Below are 15,338 nucleotides of genomic sequence, written 5' to 3'. Positions count from 1 at the left end.
GGTGCACCGGCGCAGCACCGCACCGGGCGGGCCGGGCGCTCCCGGCGCCGCGGACGGCGCCCGCGCGGCGGTCGGTCGAATCCCGCCACGTGTTGCGGCGCGGGCCCCAGTACGAGGTAGGCGACGAGGAGGCGACGAGGTGGCGAGTCTCAGCGGCAGCCGGGTGGTGGTCGCCGGCGCCGGGGTCTCCGGCAGGTCCGCGGCGGAAGCGTTGGCCGCGGCCGGCGCGTCGGTGACGGTCACGGACTCCTCCGGCGAACAGCTCGCCGCGCTGGCCTCGCTGCGCGCTCAGGACGTGCGGCTCGAGCCCGGGCTGGACGAACCGCCGGCGGGCACCGACCTGGTGGTCACCAGTCCCGGCTGGCGCCCGGACGCGCCGTTGCTGCGCGCTGCCGCGCGAGCGGGCGTCCCCGTCTGGGGCGAGGTGGAGCTCGCCTGGCGGTTGGATCGCGAGTCGGCGCAGCCGGCCACGTGGTTGGCGGTGACCGGGACCAACGGCAAGACCACCACCGTCGGCATGCTGGAGGCGATGCTGCGCGCCGCTGGGGTCGACGCGGTCGCCTGCGGCAACGTGGGCCTGCCCGTGGTCGACGCGGTGCGGTCGGAGCACCGGGTGCTGGCCGTGGAGCTGTCCAGCTTCCAGCTGCACTGGTCGCGGACGGTCGCCCCGCGGGTGGCCGCGGTGCTCAACCTCGCCGAGGACCACCTCGACTGGCACGGTGCGCTCGCCGAGTACGGCGCGGCGAAGGCCCGCATCTACCGCGGCAACGACGTGTCCGTCTACAACGCCGACGACGCGCACGCGCCGCGCTTGGCGCCGGTGCCGGACGCGGGGCGTGCCGTCGGCATCACCCTGGCCGAGCCGGCAACCGGCCTGCTGGGCGTGCTGCCCGGCGGGCGGGACGGGCGCGGCCTGCTCGTCGACCGCGCCTTCGGCCCCGAGAGCGTGCTCGCCGACGTGGCCGACGTGCACCCGCCGGGACCGCACAACGCGGTCAACGCGCTCGCCGCGGCCGCGCTCGCCCGCGGCCACGGGTGCGCGCCCGAGGACGTCCGCGCGGGCCTGCGCGAGTTCCACCCGGGGGCGCACCGTTCGGTGCCGGTGGCCGAGTCCGGCGGTGTGTCCTACGTGGACGATTCCAAGGCGACGAACCCGCACGCCGCTGATGCCGCGCTGCGGGCGCACCCCCGGGTAGTGTGGATCGCGGGCGGGCTGCTCAAGGGTGCCGAGGTGGACGAGCTCGTCGCGGCCAACGCGGAACGGCTCGACGCGGCCGTGCTGCTGGGCCGCGACCGCGCGCCGTTCGCCGAGGCCCTCGCCCGGCACGCGCCGGACGTACCGGTGCGCGAGGCGACCGAAGGGGGTGCGGCCGGCATGGCGCAGGCGGTGCGGTTGGCGAGCGGACTCGCGCACCCGGGGGCGGTCGTGCTGCTCGCGCCCGCGGCGGCGTCGATGGACATGTTCACCGACTACGCCCACCGCGGCCGGGCGTTCGCCGACGCGGTCCACGCGATCGCGGGTGAACCGGACGGGGTCGCGCGGCCGGCGCACGGCGGGTGAGCCCCGTGGTGGCCACCGGGACCGACTCCAGCAAGCGCCGCTCCGCGCGCGGCGTGCTCAACCCGCTGACCGCGTGGCTGACGCGCCCGCTGGCCTCCTTCCACCTGCTGCTGGCCGTGTTCGGCCTGCTGACGGTGTTCGGCCTGCTGATGGTGCTCTCGGCGTCCAGTGTGGATTCGTACACGCAGGACGGCTCGTCGTACACCACGTTCGGCAAGCAGGTGCTGTACTGCGCCGTGGGGCTGGTCCTGTTCTACATCGCCCTGCGCACCCCGGTGCGGATCATCCGCCGGGCGAGCATGCCGCTGATGGTGGTCTGCCTGGCCCTGCTGGTCCTCGTGCTCACCCCGCTGGGCACCGAGGTCAACGGTGCGCAGAGCTGGTTCGCGCTGCCCGGCGCGTCGTTCCAGCCGGTGGAGTTCGCCAAGATCGCCTTCGCGCTGTGGGGCGCGCACGTGCTGGTCACCAAGCGGGCGCTGCTCGGCCAGTACCGGCACCTGCTGGTGCCCGTGGTGCCCGCAGCGCTGGTGATGTTCACGCTCGTGGTCATGCAGCCGGACCTGGGGTCGACGAGCACGCTGTTCGTCGTGCTGCTGGCGCTGCTGTGGTTCGCGGGCGCGCCGCTGCGGCTGTTCGGCGTGACCGTGCTCGGCGGGCTCACCGGAACCGTCGCGTTGGCGTTTCTGGAGGACTACCGCGTCGCGCGGCTGACCACGTTCCTCAACCCCGCCGCGGACCCCTCGGGCAGCGGCTACCAGTCGATGCAGGCGCTGTTCGCGCTCGCCGACGGCGGGCTCGTCGGCCGCGGGCTCGGCCAGGGCTGGTCGAAGTGGCAGTACCTGCCGTACGCGCACAACGACTTCATCTTCGCGGTGATCGGCGAGGAGCTCGGTTTCGTCGGTTGCGCCGTCGTCATCGCCCTGTTCGCCACGACCGGCTACGTGGGCATGCGCATCGCGCGGCGCAACACCGACCCGTGGATCCGCATGGTCGTCGCGACGCTGACGCTGTGGATCGTCAGCCAAGCGGCGATCAACATCGGCTACGTCGTGGGGCTGCTGCCCGTGACGGGACTGCCGCTGCCGCTGATCTCCTCCGGCGGGTCGTCGGTGGTGGCGAGCATGCTCGTGTTCGGGCTGCTGGCGAACTTCGCCCGCAACGAGCCGGAGGCGATCGCCGCGCTACGGTCCTTGGGGCCGGGCCGGGTCGGCAAGCTGCTGCGGCTGCCGACCCCCGAGCCGTACCGGCCACCGGCCCGGCGGCGGCAGGGGCGGGCCACCGGCGCGCCCGCACGTCCCGGCTCCGGTGCGAAGGCGCGACCGGGTGAGCGGCGACCGCGCAACGGCCCCGGGGCTCGGACACAGAAACGAGGAGGACACCGGTGACCGGTGACGACACGGTCAGGATCGACACGGGTGCGGCGGCGCGGAAAGCCCCGTCCGTCGTCGTGGCGGGAGGCGGAACCGCCGGGCACATCGAGCCCGCGCTGGCGCTGGCCGACGCGGTGCGGCGGCAGCGGCCCGACGCCCGCGTCACGGCGCTGGGCACCGAGCGGGGCCTGGAGAACCGCCTCGTGCCCGCCCGCGGCTACCAGCTGGAGCTGGTGCCGCCGGTGCCGATGCCGCGCAAGCCCACTCCGGAGCTGCTGCGGCTGCCGTGGAAGGTGCGCGACGCGGTGCGGCGCACTCGCGAGGTGCTCACCCGCGTCGAGGCCGACGTCGTGGTCGGCTTCGGCGGGTACGTCTCGCTGCCCGCCTACCTCGCGGCGCGGGGCAAGTTGCCGATCGTCGTGCACGAGGCCAACGCGCGCGCCGGGTTGTCCAACAAGCTCGGCGCCCGCTTCGCCGAACGCGTGCTCGCGGCCACCCCGGACAGCGGCCTGTCCGGGGCGGAGGTCATCGGGATCCCGCTGCGGGAGGCGATCACCCAGGTCGACAGGGCGCAGCTGCGGGCGCAGGCCCGCGCCCACTTCGGACTGCACCCGCACGCGCCGACGGTGCTCGTCTTCGGCGGTTCGCAGGGCGCGCGCACGCTGAACACCGCGTTCTCCGGCGCGGCCGACGCGCTGGGGCGCGCCGGGGTGAGCGTGCTGCACGCGCACGGGCCGAAGAACACGGTCGCGGTGCAGCAGGTGCCCTCGGCCCCGCCGTACGTCACGGTGCCGTACCTGGAGCGGATGGACCTGGCCTACGCCGCCGCCGATCTCGTGGTCTGCCGGTCGGGGGCGATGACCGTCGCCGAGGTCTCCGCGGTGGGGCTGCCGGCGGTGTTCGTGCCGTTGCCGCACGGCAACGGTGAGCAGGCGCTCAACGCGCAGCCGGTGGTCTCCGCCGGCGGCGGGGTCCTCGTCCCCGACGAGGAGTTGACGCCGCAGCGGGTGATCGACGAGGTGCTGCCGCTGGTGCGGGATCCGCAGCGGCTGGCGGCGATGAGCAGGGCCACGTTGGGCAGCGGGCACCGCGAGGCGGACCAGGTGCTGGCGCGGACGGTGCTGGAGGTGGTGGGACGGTGACTGCCGACACGCCGGCGGGGGAGGCGAACCTGCCGCGGACCCGCGCCGAGGCCACTGAGCTGCTGCGCCGGGTGCACCTGGTGGGCATCGGCGGCGCCGGGATGAGCGGCATCGCCCGCATCCTCCTCGCCCGGCGGGGTGCGGTGTCCGGTTCGGACGCGCGGGACGGCCGCACGCTGCTCGCGCTGCGCACCCAGGGCGCGCACATCGCCGTGGGGCACCGGGCCGAGAACCTCGACCTGTTCGAGGAGCGGGAACCGCCGACGGCGCTGGTGACTTCGACGGCGATCCGCGAGGACAACCCGGAGGTCGCCGAGGCGCGGCGGCGCGGCGTCCCGGTGCTCGCCCGGGCGGAGGCGTTGGCGGCACTCATGCTGGGCCACCGCGTGGCCTGCGTCGCCGGCACGCACGGCAAGACCTCGACCACGTCGATGCTCACGGTCGCGCTGCAGCACTGCCGGCTCGACCCGTCCTTCGCCATCGGCGGCGACCTCAACGAGTCCGGGGCGAACGCGCACCACGGCGGTGGCGACGTGTTCGTCGCCGAGGCGGATGAGAGCGACGGGTCGTTCCTCGTGTTCTCGCCCTCGGTCGCCGTGGTGACCAACGTCGAGCCGGACCACCTGGACCACCACGGCACGGCCGCGGCCTACACGGATGTGTTCGGCGAGTTCCTCGAGCGCATCGACCCGGACGGGGTGCTGGTCGCGGGTGTGGACGACCCGGGGGCCGCGGCACTGGCCGACCGGGCCGAGGCCGCGGGGGTGCGGGTGCGCCGCTACGGCAGCACCGCCTCCGGGCACGCGGACGCGCGGCTGGTGCACTACCGCACCGAGGACGGGCTCGGCGTGGTGACGGTGCTGCTCCCCGCGCTGTCCGGGGAACCGATGGATGTGCGGGTCGCCGCGCCCGGGCGGCACATGGCGGACAACGCCGTGGCCGCGCTGCTGGCCGGTCTCGAGCTCGGTGCCGATCTCGACGGGTTGCGCGCCGGGCTGGTCGCTTTCGGCGGTGTGCGGCGCCGTTTCGAGTACAAGGGTCGAGCGGGCGGTGTGCGGGTCTTCGACGACTACGCGCACCACCCGACCGAGGTGGCCGCACAGCTGGCCGCGGCCCGGTCGGTCGCCGAGGCTGGCCGGGTGGTCGTGCTGTTCCAGCCGCACCTGTACTCGCGCACCCGGGCGTTCGCCGCGCAGTTCGCCGAAGCGCTCGGCGCGGCCGACGAGGTCGTGGTGCTCGATGTCTACGGTGCCCGCGAGGACCCGGTTCCGGGCGTGAGCGGTGAGCTCATCGCCGGGCAGGTGCCGTTGCCGGGCGAGCGCGTGCACTACGTGCCGTCCCTGGCGGACGTGCCGGAGAGGGCCGCCCGGCTGGTGCGCGCCGGTGATCTCGTCGTGACGATGGGCGCCGGGGACGTGACCATGCTCGGGCCGGAGCTGCTGGCCGAGCTGGACCGCGCCGGGGACGAGGACATCGGTGGGGAGGGCCGCGGGTGAGCGAGGCGACCCGCCGCAGGACGAACCGCCCCGGGCCCCGCACCACGCGCGGACGCCCGGTGCGGGGCGGTTCCCGACGTGGTCCCTCGTGGCGGCGCTGGGTCGTGCTCGGCGTGCTCGCCGCTGTGACCGCGCTGGTGCTGGTCGGCTATCTCACCCCGGTGCTGGCGGTGCGGGACATCCGCGTCACGGGTGCCGGTGCGCTGTCCGAGCAGCGGGTGCTCGCCGCGTCCGGGGTGCGCACGGGAACACCCGTGCTGCGGGTCGACACCGACGGGGCGCAGCAGCAGGTCGCGCGGTTGTCCCGGGTGGCGAGCGCCGAGGTGTCGCGGCAGTGGCCGGCCACCGTCGAGATCCGCGTGCGGGAGCGTGCGGCCGCGGCGTACCAGGAGCGCGGCGGGCAGGTCGATCTCGTCGACCTCAACGGGGTGCGGTTCGCCCGGGCGGACCGTCCGCCGCCCGGCCTGCCCGAGTTGCGGTTGCCCGGTGCGCAGCAGGGCAAGACCCGCGCGGTGATGGGGGTGCTGCGCTCCCTGCCGCAGGACCTGCGGGGTGAGGTGCAGCGGATCGCGCTGCGCAGCCCCGGTGATCTGCGGATGCACCTCGCCGGTGGTCGCGAGGTGCAGTGGGGCGCGCCGCGGGGCTCGGACCGCAAGGCGCAGGTGCTGATGCCGCTGTTGACGCAGCCCGGTCGCGTGTACGACGTCGCGACGCCGGATCTGCCGACCATCACCGAATAGCCGCTCTTCACTCCGAGGTGTGATACCTAGTGGGTGAGAGGGGGCTGATGTGATCGAACCGGTTGACCTCGACGAGGCCGAGGAGTTCCTCCGGCTGTTCCACGCCGAGAGCCGCGACCCCGGACCGCTGTCGTTGGACGAACGCCTCGAACAGGTCCGCCGCGCCGTCGAGACGCACGGCTGGTACCAGCACACCCCGGAAGAACTCACCTTCGGAGCTCGCGTGGCCTGGCGCAACAGCGCCCGCTGCATCGGCAGGCTCTACTGGCAGAGCCTCCTCGTCCGCGACCTGCGCCACGTGCACGGCGTCGACGGCGTGGCCCAGGAATGCGTGCAGCACCTGCGCCGCGCCGCCAACGGCGGCAAGATCCGCCCGGTGATCAGCGTGTTCCCGCCCGAAACGCCCGAACGGCCCGCGCCGCGGATCTGGAACGAGCAGCTCATCCGCTACGCGGGCCACGAACGCGGCGACGGCGGTGTGCTCGGCGATCCCGCCTACCGCGAATTCACCACCGCGATGCGCGCCTACGGCTGGCAACCCCCGGTGGAGCCCGGCGCCTTCGACGTGCTGCCGCTCGTGGTGGAAACCGCTGCCGAAGGGCCGCACATGTACGCCCTGCCGGACAGCGCGATCAGCGAGGTCCGCCTGCACCACCCCGAGCACCCGTGGTTCGCCGAACTGGGGCTGCGCTGGAACGCCGTGCCCGTGATCAGCCACATGCGCCTGACCATCGGGGGCGTGTCCTACCCGGCGGCGCCGTTCAACGGGTGGTACATGGGCACCGAGATCGGCGCGCGCAACCTCGCAGACACCGGCCGCTACGACCTCGTCCCCGTGGTGGCCGAGCGGCTCGGCCTGGACACCTCGAGCGCCGAGACCCTCTGGCGCGACCGGGCGCTGGTGGAGCTCAACCGCGCCGTGCTGCACTCGTTCCGCACGGCGGGCGTGACCATCACCGACCACCACACCGAATCGCACCGGTTCCTGCGCCACCTCGAGCGCGAGGAGGAAGCCGGGCGGCGCTGCCCGGTGGACTGGAGCTGGATCGTGCCGCCGATGTCCGGCGCGCAGACACCGGTGTTCCACCGCTACTACGACACCGAACCGCAACGCCCGGACTTCCTGCAGGACGCCGATGCGGTGCAGCGCGCCCAGTGTGGTGGCCCGCCCCGGTTCGCGGCGGTCGACACCGGGCTGGTCGGCGCCCGCTGAGCGAGGTCGCCCCGGCCCCCGTCCCGACGCGCCTGCAGCAGCGGTCTCGGCGAGCTGCCTTCGCCTACCCGCTGACCAGGGCTCGGCGGATCGTTTCCACGGGCGCCGGCCCGTCCGGGGTCTCGTGTTGCACGCCTTCGGAGGCGTTCCACCAGCGCAGGGGGAACGGTCCTGAACCGGGGCGCCGCTCGACGAGTCCGGTGTGCGAGACCTCGCCACCTGCAAGGTACCGGTGCTTGTGGTCAGCGGGGTGGCCGCTGTCCACAGCGGACCCGCCGCTGACGTGGTCGTCGAAGTCCGAGCCCACGAGCGTCCATTCGGTCCCGGCCGCCCACGCGCGGTCCAGGCGGTTGGCCGGTTCGTGCAGCGTCCGCAGCAGCTCGGATCCGGCGTGCATGGACTCCCACTGCACGTCGCGGGAGCGGTTCGAGGCGATCACCCCGCTGTGCGGTGTGCCGAGCGCGACGACCTCGCCCACCCGCAGTTCGCCTTCGGGGAACCCGCGCCAGTCGCGGGCGGTTCCGAGCACGGCCAGCCGCGCGACGAGACCGCCCATCGAGTGGGCCAGGACGTCCACCGCTTCCCCGCGGTCGGTGTAGCGGCGGTGGATGTGCTGCGCCAGGCGTGCTGCGAGTTCCGGGATCGGGGTGCGCGTCGTGGCGTCGGCGATGCTGCTGTCGCAGTTGCGGTCGCCGCGGTAGTAGCCGATCGTGCGCAGCGACTCCCGGGAGAGCCCGTGTTCGGCGAGGTGCTGCTTCGTGCGGCCCCACACGGCGGTGCAGTCGAGACTCGCGTCCGCGGCGTGTCCGTGCACGAGCAGCGTGGTTCGGTGCGCTGGTTCGGGTGCGGCGCTGCCGGTGAAGATACCCGGGCAGAGCACGACCGCTGCGAGCAGTGCGCCCGCGCGGGCGGTTGCGTTCCGTGCCATGTTCCATCCCCTGCTCGCGGTGTTCGGTCCTGCGGTTCGGTCCTGCGGCGCGCCGCTGCGCTCCCCCTCGTGCTTCGGCCGCTGCGTTCCCGCCGCCGCGTCGCCTGCGGTGCCCCGCGGCCCGGCGTCCCGGGCGGCGCCTGGTGATCATCGTGCGTGAGCCGGGGTGGTGCTGACGGGTCCGACGCGTCCCGGCGAGTCGGTCACCGCCGGGCGGTCGCGGGTCGATCCCGGGTCGATTCCGGGGTTGATCCTGGGGCCGGTTCTGGGGCCGATCCGTGTTCGTGGTGGCGAGCGGCTCCACCGCGCTGGGATGATCGCGATACGGTGTGCGGTGTGATCACGTTCGTGTGATCGCGGTGTGATCGCCCTGCAAGGTGATCATGCTGCGAGATGATCGCCCTGCGAGGTGATCGCACTGCAAGGTGTTCGCACTGCGAGGTGATCGCACTGCAAGGGGAGAAGACTGTTCTGTTCGGTGTGCCGCTGGGGGTCGGAGAACACCTGGACCAGCGGCGGTTCGGGCGGGAGTTGCGGGGCTGGAACGGCGCGACACGCCGGGAAGAACCGCTCGGCGTGGCTGCTGGACGCGGGGCCGAGGACGTGCCTACGGTCTGCTCGAGCAGGCTCGGTGTCGTTCACGCAGGCGACGCTGCGGGCGATCCTCCCGACGGGGTGTCGTCGGCGTCACCGGAAAGCGCGAGTGTCCGCAGCCCCATCGTGATCGTTCCGGCGGTCGCAGTACAGAGCACAGAGCCAAGATCAGGAAGGCGGATCCGATGACGCCCCCGCACAACTATCTCGCGGTGATCAAAGTCGTCGGCATCGGAGGCGGCGGCGTCAATGCCGTGAACCGCATGATCGAGGTCGGGCTCAAGGGTGTCGAGTTCATCGCGGTGAACACCGACGCGCAGGCCCTGCTGATGTCCGACGCCGACGTCAAGCTCGACATCGGCCGTGAGCTCACCCGCGGCCTGGGCGCCGGTGCGGCGCCCGAAGTGGGTCAGAAAGCTGCCGAGGACCACCGCGAAGAGATCGAGGAGGTCCTCAAAGGTGCCGACATGGTCTTCGTCACCGCCGGCGAGGGCGGTGGCACCGGCACCGGCGGGGCGCCGGTCGTCGCATCCGTCGCCCGCAAGCTCGGAGCGCTGACCATCGGCGTGGTGACCCGCCCGTTCTCGTTCGAGGGCAAGCGCCGAGCCACGCAGGGCGAAGAGGGCATCAAGACGCTCCGGGACGAGTGCGACACGCTCATCGTCATCCCGAACGATCGCCTGCTGCAGCTCGGCGATCTGGGCGTGAGCTTGATGGACGCGTTCCGCGAGGCCGACGAGGTCCTGCTCTCCGGTGTCCAGGGCATCACCGACCTGATCACCACACCGGGTCTGATCAACCTGGACTTCGCGGACGTGAAGAGCGTGATGTCCGGCGCGGGCAGCGCGTTGATGGGCATCGGCTCGGCCAGAGGTGAGGGCAGATCGGTGCAGGCAGCGCAGAAGGCGATCAACTCGCCGCTGCTGGAGGCCTCGATGGAAGGGGCCCACGGGGTGTTGCTGGCGATATCCGGCGGCTCCGACCTGGGGCTGTTCGAGATCAACGAGTCCGCCTCGCTCGTGCAGGAATCGGCGCACCCCGAAGCCAACATCATCTTCGGCACGGTGATCGACGACTCCCTCGGCGACGAAGTGCGCGTCACGGTCATCGCCGCCGGTTTCGACGCGGGCACGCCGACGCACAAGAAGCTCGATCCGACCAAGGTCGGCGGCAGCGAGGACGAATCGGCCGACGAGACGGGCCAGGTCGACGGCGAGAGCCTCGGCGAGACCAGCGTCACGCGGGAAGCGACCCGCAGCGCCGGGGCCGAGCAGGCCGTCGACCAGAGCCGTCCGGCGGGTGCGCAGACCGCCGCGGGTCAGGTCCGGCAGGAACCCGCGCAGGCACCGGGGCAGAGCGTGCCGGGACCGCAGCAGACGTCCGGGCAGCAGGCGCCGGGCGCTCCTGCCGCCCCCAGCGCCCCTGCTGCGCCGCAACCGAGCGCGCAGGGTGACGAGCAGGCACCGCAGCAGCCCCGGCGGGCGGAGCCGGCCCAGCAGGGCCCGGTCGGCGGGGACGGTTCCGCCGCCGGGCAGCACTCCGCGTCGGTGCCCGCCGCGCCGACCGCGCACGGTGGCGGACAGGACCCGGCACCGGACAACGGCGTCGCGGGAGAGGCGCCGAACCCGGCCGGTGGGGCGAATTCACCGACCGCACCCGTGTCCGGACCGAACCCGATGCACTCCGCTCCCTCCGGCGGTTCGTCGCGGGGATCCGGATATCCGACGCACACCGGCACGAATCCCAGCGCGAATCAGAGCGCCTCGGGGTCGCTGCCGAACCGCGGAATCCCGGTGAACGACGACACCGACGACGACGTCGACATCCCGCCGTTCATGCGGCGCTGACGCTCCGCACCGGCGTCGGCAGCGCTGCCGTCGGCGCCGGAACGGGCATGCGCGAGAATCGACACCGGAAGCGCCGCACGCGCTTCCGGTGTCGAACCATGTCGAGCGGCGTGCCGGGGCACGCCGGCGGAGAAGGGGCAGCAGTGCGGATTCGACGCGTGTTCACCACGCGGGCGGGTGGGAGCTCCCGCCCGCCCTTCGACTCGTTCAACCTGGGCGGTGCGGTCGGTGACGACCCGGAAGCGCTTGCGGCCAACGAGCGGAAACTCGCCGACGGCATCGGGCTGCCCACCGACCGCGTGGTGTGGATGGAGCAGATCCACGGGCGCACCGCGACGGTGGTGGACGGACCGCGGTCCACTCCGGTGGAGGCCACCGACGCGCTGGTCACCGCGCAGCCGAACCTCGCGGTGGCGGCGCTCGTCGCCGACTGCGTGCCGGTGCTGCTGGCAGATCCGGAAGCCGGGGTGGTGGCCGCGGTGCACGCGGGGCGCGTCGGCGCCCGCGTTGGCGTGCTCGTGTCCGCGCTGCGGAGCATGCAGCGCGCAGGTGCCCGCATCGACCGCGTCGAGGCGGTTCTCGGTCCCGCGGCCTGCGGCAAGTGCTACGAGGTGCCCGGCGAGATGCGCGAGGACGTGGAGGAGCACCTGCCCGGCAGCGCCTGCACCACCCGCAGCGGAACGCCGGGGTTGGACCTGCGGGCGGGGCTCGCCGAACAGCTCGCGGGTGCCGGGATCGCCGCCATCGGCGCTGATCCGCGCTGCACGGTGGAATCGTCCGAACTGTACAGCCATCGGCGCGAGCAGGGACGCACCGGGCGTTTCGCGGCCGTGGTGTGGTGCGAGCCGGACGAGGGCCCGGACGAGGGCCCGGACGAGGGCACTGCTGAGCGGGAAGGGGAACGGGTGTGAGCGAACGCGGCGCGGAACTGGCCGCGGCGTTGCGGGACGTGCGCGGCCGGGTGGACCGGGCTTGCCACGCGGCGGGTCGCGCGCCCGGTGAGGTCGAACTGCTCGCGGTGACCAAGACGTTCCCGGCCGCGGACGCGGCGCTGCTGGCGGACTCGGGGCAGTGCGCGTTCGCGGAGAACCGCCACCAGGAGGCCGGGCCGAAGGTCGCCGAGTTCGGCACGTTGCGCCCGCGGGCGGCGGTGCGGTGGCACATGGTCGGGCAGCTGCAGCGGAACAAGGCCCGCCAGGTGGTGCGGTGGGCCGACGTGGTCGAATCCGTCGACAGCGTACGGTTGACGGAAAGTCTGGGTCGTGCCGCGGAGAACGCGCTCGAAGCGGGGGAGCGGCACGACGTGTTGGACGTGCTGATCCAGGTCGGACTGGATGGGACGCGGGGGCGTGGGGGGTGTGCTCCGGACGACGTGCCGGAACTGGCGGGCGTGATCGCCGGTTCCGAAACGCTGCGGCTGCGTGGTGTGATGGCGGTGGCTCCGCTGACCGGCGAGCCCGCTGTGTCCTTCGGCACACTTTCGCGGGTGGCGGAGCGCTTGCGGCGCGATCACCCCGAAGCTGTGGATATGTCCGCGGGGATGAGCGGCGACCTCGAGACCGCTGTGGCGCACGGCTCGACGCGCGTGCGTGTCGGAACAGCGCTGCTCGGCGGCCGCCGGTTAACCTCGCCGTAGCCGCCAGCCGGCGGTCGTGTGGTCGGCCGCCTCGCGCTCGGTACGAGAGAGTCGCACAGGAAGGGCATGCCGATGAGTGCTTTGCACAAGCTGAAGGCCTACTTCGGCATGGTCCCGGCCGACGAGGTCGACGAGTACGACGACGAGGTCGATTACCGCGACCGGTACGCGGATTCGGACGCCTACGACGTCCCCGCCGATCGGACGGGCGGGCGGCGTCGGATGACCGGCGTGCGCGGAAGCTACCAGCCGGAGACCGATGGTGCTGAGGACGGGTACGAGGAGTACCGCGACACGGGGCGTTCGCGTCGCCAGTGGCCCGCCGAACAACCCGCGCGCGCCACCGGCGGTGCCGAGGTCTCGCGCGAGGCGGTGTCCCGGCTGCGCGCCGTCACCGACACCGGCACCCAGTACAACTTGAGCAAGATCACAACCCTGCACCCCCGCTCCTACAGCGAGGCGCGCACGATCGGTGAGCAGTACCGCGACGGAACTCCGGTGATCATAAACCTGACCGAGATGGACGAAGCCGACGCCAAGCGGCTCGTCGATTTCGCCGCCGGGCTCGCCTTCGGGCTGCGCGGCTCGATCGAGAAGGTCACCAGCCGCGTGTTCTTGCTCTCACCGCCGAACGTGGACGTCGCTGCGGAGGACAAACGACGCCTCGCGGAGGGGGCGTTTTTCAACTACGGGTGAAGGGTGGCACAGTTGACGCGTGTATCCCGTGCAGATCGTCCTGTTCTACGTTCTGTTCTTCTTCTGGCTATTCCTGGTAGCCCGTATTGTGGTTGAGCTGGTACGTGTGTTCGCGCGCGATTGGCGACCCGCCGGGGGGGTTGCGATCGCGTTGGAGACCATCTACACAGTGACCGACCCGCCCGTCCGGTTGCTGCGTCGGATCATCCCGACCGTTCGGATCGGCGGTGTCGGATTGGACCTGTCGATTATGGTGCTGATGCTGGTCGTGTTCATACTGATGCGACTGGTTCAGCCCGGGTAACGGGGAACCCGGGAAGGCGCAGCCGAGGAGTGCGTGAGGTGATCTTGTGGGTCTGACGCCCGCCGACGTGCACAACGTCGCGTTCAGCAAGCCCCCGATCGGGAAGCGCGGCTACAACGAGGACGAGGTGGATGCCTTCCTCGACCTCGTGGAAGCCGAGCTGGCCCGGCTGGTGGAGGAGAACAACGACCTGCGCAGCCAGGTCGAGCAGCTGGAGTCGCAGCTGCAGACGACCCAGTCCGACCTGGAAGAGGCGCGCAACCAGGCGCAGACCCAGGCGCAGCCGGCGGCGCAGTCCGCCCCGTCCTCGACTGCTGCTGCGACGGCGCAGGAGGAGCCGCGCCGTCTCGCCCCGGTCCCCGCGGAGGCGTCGTCGTCCGCTTCGGGCGAGCAGGGCGGCTCGGGTGGTGATCACCACGTGCAGGCCGCCAAGGTGCTCGGACTCGCCCAGGAAATGGCCGATCGGCTCACCGGCGAGGCCAAGACCGAGTCCGACGGCATGCTGTCCGAAGCGCGGACGAAGTCCGAGCAGCTGCTGTCCGAGGCCAGGACGAAGTCCGAGAGCATGGTCAACGACGCGCGCAGCCGTGCCGAGACGCTGCTCAACGACGCCCGCACCCAGGCGGAGACCCTGGAGCAGCAGGCCCGCGAGAAGGCCTCCACGTTGGAACGCGACGCGCAGCGCAAGCACGCCGAGGTGATGGGCAACATCACGCAGGAGAAGAACGCGCTGGAGAAGAAGATCGAGACGCTGCGGACCTTCGAGCGCGAATACCGCACTCGGCTGCAGACCTACCTCGAATCGCAGCTGCGCGAGCTGCAGGACCGCGGTTCGGCGGCTCCGGCCGCCGAGAACGGGGACGGACTCTCGTCCAACCACTCCTCCTCGGCGAGCCACTCGGCGTCCGGCCAGCAGAGTGCGACCAGCTACAACTTCAGTGCACGCGCAGAGGCGGGCTGACGCCGCCGCGGGCGCACCCCTCCGGCGGGGGCCGCACTCCGGTGCGGTCTCGCCGGTGACGGTGCCCGCGTCGGTGCGCACGGCCCGCCCGATCGGGGAGTGACGCCACGTGCTCGTCGTGTTGCTGCTCGTGGTGCTCGCCGCCGGAGCGCTCGTCGCGGCGGTTGTGCTGCACACGCCCGAGTTGGCGTGGGGATCGCTGCTGCTGACCGCGCTGAGCGGGGTGCTGCTCCTGGTGCTGGAGAGGCGGCGCAGGCGCCGTGCGGGCGGATTCGAGCGGTCCAGCGGGCGGCACCGGGTGCGGTGGTCCACCGAGGACGCGGGATCGCAGCCGAGGGTTCCGCCGGGGGAGTCGGCCGGCGGCCGCGATCCGCGCAGCTCGGAACCGGTCGGCAGCATCGCCGGCACCGCGGGTGGTGCGGGCAGCGCTGCGGTCTCGACTCGCGGCGGGGCCGCGCACATGTCCGGTGTCCTCGCCGGGTCCGCGGGCACCGCCGGTTCCGCGGGCGCCTCAGGTTCCGCGGGCGCCTCAGGTTCCGCTGGGCACACCGCGGCATCCGCCTCGTTCGATCCCGGTGTGGAACGCGTCACCGTGGGGGTGCGCAGTCGGGCCCAGCTCAGCGCGCGGGTGCTCGTGGTCGACGAGCGTCCCCGCTACCACCTCGAGGACTGCCCCTGGCTGGCCGAGCAGGCAGGTCCGCGGCCCATGGGGTTGACCGTGGAGAAGGCCCACGAACTCGGCTTCACCCCGTGCGCGCGGTGCGGCCCGGACGAGCACGTCGCGCGCCGCTACGGCGACACGTGAAACAGCTGCGCTATGCTGGCACGACACGGCGATGATCCGGCCATC

The 15,338-nt window shown here is 72.7% G+C and carries 14 protein-coding genes; 13 read left to right on the top strand and 1 reads right to left on the bottom strand.

Going from position 1 to position 15,338, the window contains the following annotated elements:
* Positions 1-139 precede the first annotated feature (139 nt).
* The 6 genes from murD (at position 140) to ACVGV2_RS15390 (ending at position 7,522) form a co-directional block, all read left to right on the top strand.
* Positions 140-1,561 (top strand): UDP-N-acetylmuramoyl-L-alanine--D-glutamate ligase, encoded by a 1,422-nt coding sequence (gene murD, locus ACVGV2_RS15415; protein ID WP_459163063.1) that lies wholly within the window; start codon positions 140-142, stop codon positions 1,559-1,561.
* A gap of 8 nt (positions 1,562-1,569) precedes the next feature.
* Positions 1,570-2,946: a putative lipid II flippase FtsW gene (gene ftsW / locus ACVGV2_RS15410; protein WP_459163062.1), complete on the top strand. Its 1,377-nt coding sequence runs from the start codon at positions 1,570-1,572 to the stop codon at positions 2,944-2,946.
* Positions 2,943-4,073 carry an undecaprenyldiphospho-muramoylpentapeptide beta-N-acetylglucosaminyltransferase gene (murG, locus tag ACVGV2_RS15405; protein WP_459163061.1) on the top strand — a complete coding sequence of 377 codons (1,131 nt, stop codon included), beginning with the start codon at positions 2,943-2,945 and terminating at the stop codon, positions 4,071-4,073. The genes ftsW and murG overlap by 4 nt, the downstream gene beginning before the upstream one ends.
* 101 nt (positions 4,074-4,174) lie before the next feature.
* The gene (gene murC, locus ACVGV2_RS15400; protein WP_459166012.1) at positions 4,175-5,569 is read left to right on the top strand and encodes a UDP-N-acetylmuramate--L-alanine ligase; all 1,395 of its coding nucleotides are present in this window, start codon (positions 4,175-4,177) and stop codon (positions 5,567-5,569) included.
* Complete coding sequence (locus ACVGV2_RS15395; RefSeq protein WP_459163060.1) at positions 5,566-6,309, top strand: cell division protein FtsQ/DivIB; 744 nt, start codon at positions 5,566-5,568, stop codon at positions 6,307-6,309. Before murC ends, ACVGV2_RS15395 begins: the two co-directional genes overlap by 4 nt.
* A 49-nt stretch (positions 6,310-6,358) precedes the next feature.
* The gene (locus ACVGV2_RS15390) at positions 6,359-7,522 is read left to right on the top strand and encodes a nitric oxide synthase oxygenase (protein ID WP_459163059.1); all 1,164 of its coding nucleotides are present in this window, start codon (positions 6,359-6,361) and stop codon (positions 7,520-7,522) included.
* Between the two features lie 64 nt (positions 7,523-7,586).
* On the opposite strand, the gene ACVGV2_RS15385 is transcribed toward ACVGV2_RS15390, so the two are convergent.
* Positions 7,587-8,450: an esterase/lipase family protein gene (locus ACVGV2_RS15385; RefSeq protein WP_459163058.1), complete on the bottom strand. Its 864-nt coding sequence runs from the start codon at positions 8,448-8,450 to the stop codon at positions 7,587-7,589.
* Positions 8,451-9,229: 779 nt separating this feature from the next.
* On the opposite strand from ACVGV2_RS15385, the gene ftsZ reads away from it, so the two are divergent.
* From ftsZ to ACVGV2_RS15350, 7 genes are all read left to right on the top strand, one after another.
* Positions 9,230-10,891 (top strand): cell division protein FtsZ, encoded by a 1,662-nt coding sequence (gene ftsZ, locus ACVGV2_RS15380; protein WP_459163057.1) that lies wholly within the window; start codon positions 9,230-9,232, stop codon positions 10,889-10,891.
* A gap of 143 nt (positions 10,892-11,034) precedes the next feature.
* On the top strand, positions 11,035-11,802 hold the full coding sequence (gene pgeF, locus ACVGV2_RS15375; RefSeq protein WP_459163056.1) for a peptidoglycan editing factor PgeF: 768 nt from the start codon (positions 11,035-11,037) through the stop codon (positions 11,800-11,802).
* Entirely contained in the window at positions 11,799-12,527 is a 729-nt protein-coding gene (locus tag ACVGV2_RS15370) for a YggS family pyridoxal phosphate-dependent enzyme (protein ID WP_459163055.1), read from the top strand. The genes pgeF and ACVGV2_RS15370 overlap by 4 nt, the downstream gene beginning before the upstream one ends.
* A 72-nt stretch (positions 12,528-12,599) precedes the next feature.
* The gene (locus ACVGV2_RS15365) at positions 12,600-13,223 is read left to right on the top strand and encodes a cell division protein SepF (RefSeq protein ID WP_459163054.1); all 624 of its coding nucleotides are present in this window, start codon (positions 12,600-12,602) and stop codon (positions 13,221-13,223) included.
* A gap of 19 nt (positions 13,224-13,242) precedes the next feature.
* On the top strand, positions 13,243-13,527 hold the full coding sequence (locus ACVGV2_RS15360) for a YggT family protein (protein WP_459163053.1): 285 nt from the start codon (positions 13,243-13,245) through the stop codon (positions 13,525-13,527).
* A 46-nt stretch (positions 13,528-13,573) separates the two neighbouring features.
* Positions 13,574-14,488 (top strand): DivIVA-like cell division protein Wag31, encoded by a 915-nt coding sequence (wag31, locus tag ACVGV2_RS15355; protein WP_459163052.1) that lies wholly within the window; start codon positions 13,574-13,576, stop codon positions 14,486-14,488.
* Between the two features lie 109 nt (positions 14,489-14,597).
* On the top strand, positions 14,598-15,293 hold the full coding sequence (locus ACVGV2_RS15350) for a hypothetical protein (protein WP_459163051.1): 696 nt from the start codon (positions 14,598-14,600) through the stop codon (positions 15,291-15,293).
* Positions 15,294-15,338: the final 45 nt, after the last annotated feature.

Source organism: Bounagaea algeriensis, from assembly GCF_054491375.1.
This window is presented reverse-complemented; position numbering and strand designations above follow the sequence as displayed.

Bases quoted from the DNA above. Each gene is read 5' to 3' on its own strand.
- murC (WP_459166012.1), top strand. From the start codon at position 4,175: ATGAGCGGCATCGCCCGCATCCTCCTCGCCCGGCGGGGTGCGGTGTCC.
- ACVGV2_RS15385 (WP_459163058.1), bottom strand. From the start codon at position 8,450: ATGGCACGGAACGCAACCGCCCGCGCGGGCGCACTGCTCGCAGCGGTC.
- ftsZ (WP_459163057.1), top strand. From the start codon at position 9,230: ATGACGCCCCCGCACAACTATCTCGCGGTGATCAAAGTCGTCGGCATC.
- ACVGV2_RS15365 (WP_459163054.1), top strand. From the start codon at position 12,600: ATGAGTGCTTTGCACAAGCTGAAGGCCTACTTCGGCATGGTCCCGGCC.